3 protein-coding genes are annotated in these 2496 nt (G+C 64.9%); 2 read left to right on the top strand and 1 reads right to left on the bottom strand.

What is annotated here, in order from left to right; genetic code table 11:
* On the bottom strand, positions 1-969 hold a 969-nt coding region (locus M0954_RS12400), incomplete at its 3' end, for a D-2-hydroxyacid dehydrogenase (protein ID WP_297353505.1).
* Between the two features lie 160 nt (positions 970-1129).
* Here M0954_RS12400 and M0954_RS12395 point away from each other — a divergent pair.
* Positions 1130-2083, top strand: a complete 954-nt coding sequence (locus M0954_RS12395) for an amidohydrolase (protein ID WP_367279511.1) — start codon at positions 1130-1132, stop codon at positions 2081-2083.
* A gap of 111 nt (positions 2084-2194) precedes the next feature.
* A partial coding sequence (locus M0954_RS12390; protein ID WP_297353507.1) for a LysR family transcriptional regulator occupies positions 2195-2496 on the top strand: 302 nt, incomplete at its 3' end.

The raw sequence follows: 2496 nt of genomic DNA, 5'->3' as shown, positions 1-2496 counted from the left end.
GCGCTGCCAGCGCGCCAGGTTGTCGAGCCAGATGCGGCAGACAGCGTCGTAATAGCTGTCCGAATGCCCCGCCGTGTGCGGCGAGATCAGCACATTGGGCAAGTCCCATAATGGCGAGGCCGCATCGAGCGGCTCGCGTTCGAACACGTCGAGCCATGCGCCGGCGAGCCCACCGCGCGCAAGGGCCTCGGTAAGCGCGGACTGTTCCACCACCTCGCCACGCGCCACGTTGACGAGACATGCGCGTGGAGGCAGCAATGCGATTCGATGCGCGTCGATCAGGCGCGTCGTGAGCGGCGTCAGCGGACAGGCGAGGATTAGCCAATCGGTGTTCGGAAGCGCATCGTCTAGTTGTGCAAACGAGATCGTACGTACCGTCCCGTTTGTCGCTACGCCCGCCGTTCGGTCTGCGCTGCTTTCGCGGCGCACGACAGTGACGTTCATCTCGAGAACCTCCAGCAGACGCGCGAGCCGCTGCCCGATTGGGCCATAGCCGACGATGAGCGCATTCTGGCCCGCGAGGTCGCTCGGCGACGACGCCTCGTCGAGCAACGGCTCCCAGGCATGACGGCGCTGTGCTTCGTAGAGATGGCTGAAGCGGCGTGCGAGCGCGAGCATTCCGCCGAGCGCCGACTGCGCGACGACGCCCGCGTTCGCCCCCGACGATGTCGTGACGGTCACGCCGCGTTGCAGCAATTCCGGAAAGATCGGCCGGTCTGCGCCGGACGAGTGCGTATGGACCCAGGCAAGACGCGGCGATTCCCGCAGTACCTTATAGAACGCTTGCAGTTCCGTAGTGAGGTCGGTCTTGGTCGAGCGGCCCGTCACATCGCGGCTGATGAACGCAATATCGGTTCGCCCGTGGTGCGGCTCGTCGGGCGTCACGATGCGGTAAGCGATATCGCCGAGCACGTTCGCTATCGCGCCACACAACCGTTCGGCCGCTGAGCGCGAAAGTAGAATGTCCAAAGCCAGTCTCCGTCTTTTGTTCGAATGGGTGGGGTACCTCCGCCGGGAAAACCGGCACACTCCTGTTCAGATTGTGGCCGCCCCAGATAGGGCTGCTGTGCATTTTGGCGAATGCAGCGTTTCCATTTAGATAACGCTCGAGCGGCAAACGATCCGTACCATGCAAGTATGCGCTGCGCTTTGTCACCCTCCGTTCAGCCCGCCTAAACACCTGTTCACAATGACGAAACCCTGCCTCGGTCCTTTGCCCCCTCCGGCCTCCGTGCCGTCTGCCATTCCCCCGCTCGCGTGCGATTGTCATGCGCACGTGTTCGGCCCTTACGCGCACTTTCCCTTGGCCGATGAACGCAGCTATACGCCGCCGGAAAATCCCGCGGCGCGCTTCATCGCACAACTCGACGCCACAGGCTTCGCACGCGGCGTAGTCGTAACGGCGAGCGTGTACGGTACCGATAACCGCTCTCTCGTCGGCGCACTCCAGTACGCCCCTACGCGATTGCGCGGCGTGGCGGTGATCGACAGCAACGCCTCCGAGGCCGAGCTCGACAGTCTCACGCTGCACGGGGTACGAGGCGCCCGCTTCAATCTCTATCAGGAGCACGGGCAGAAGGTGTACCGCAACGGCGCAGGCCTCGACGACCTGCGCGCCCTCGCCCCGCGTCTTGCGGCGCGCGGCTGGCACGCGCAGATATGGGTTCACGCGCCCGACCTGCCGGAACTCGCACCCATCTTGCGCGCGCTGTCGATCCCGCTGGTCATCGATCACATGGGGCGCATGAACGTTGCACGCGGCACGGGCGACGCCGGCTTTCAGGCGCTCATCGCCCTGCTCAGCGACGGCGCTGCGTGGACCAAGATATCGGGCGCGGATCGCATTTCCGCAACGGGCGCGCCATACGACGATGTACTCGCCTTCGAGACGGCGATCCTTGCGGCAAACCCCGATCAGGTGGTGTGGGGCAGTGACTGGCCGCACGTTAATTACTTCGAGGCCGCACGGATGCCGGACGACGGCACGTTGATCGAGCACTTCTGGCGCGCCGTGCCGGACGCCACGTCGAGACAAGCGGTGCTGGTGCACAATCCCGCGCGCCTCTACGATTTCCCACTTTGATCCGGAACGTTGCGCGCGGCGAGCCGGGGACCTCGCGTATCATGCATCCACCCTTGCTGGCGTGGCGAAATGCCGGCCCGCGTCCTCCCATGGATCATCCCGCGCATGAAAATGGATTTGCCCGGCCTCCAGATGCTGGTGGCCGCCATTGAGGCGAAGAGCCTTTCGAAAGCCGCAGAACGCGAGAATCTGGCGACGTCGGCGGCGAGCAAGCGCATCGCCGAACTGGAGCGCCGGCTCGGCACGAAGCTGCTCGTGCGTCATGGACGCGGCGTCGAGCCGACACCCGCCGGCGCAGCGCTCTACCATCGCGCGAAGGCGATCTTGCGTAGCGTCGAGCTGGCGCAAAACTCGGTAGCGGAGTTCGGCATGAGCGGGCAGCCGAAAATCCGGCTGGCCGCGAACCGCTCGTC

The sequence above is a fragment of the Paraburkholderia sp. genome (genome assembly GCF_026225065.1).
GTDB lineage: Bacteria > Pseudomonadota > Gammaproteobacteria > Burkholderiales > Burkholderiaceae > Paraburkholderia.
The sequence above is the reverse complement of the archived record's forward strand: the minus strand, read 5'-3'. Positions and strand labels throughout refer to the sequence as shown.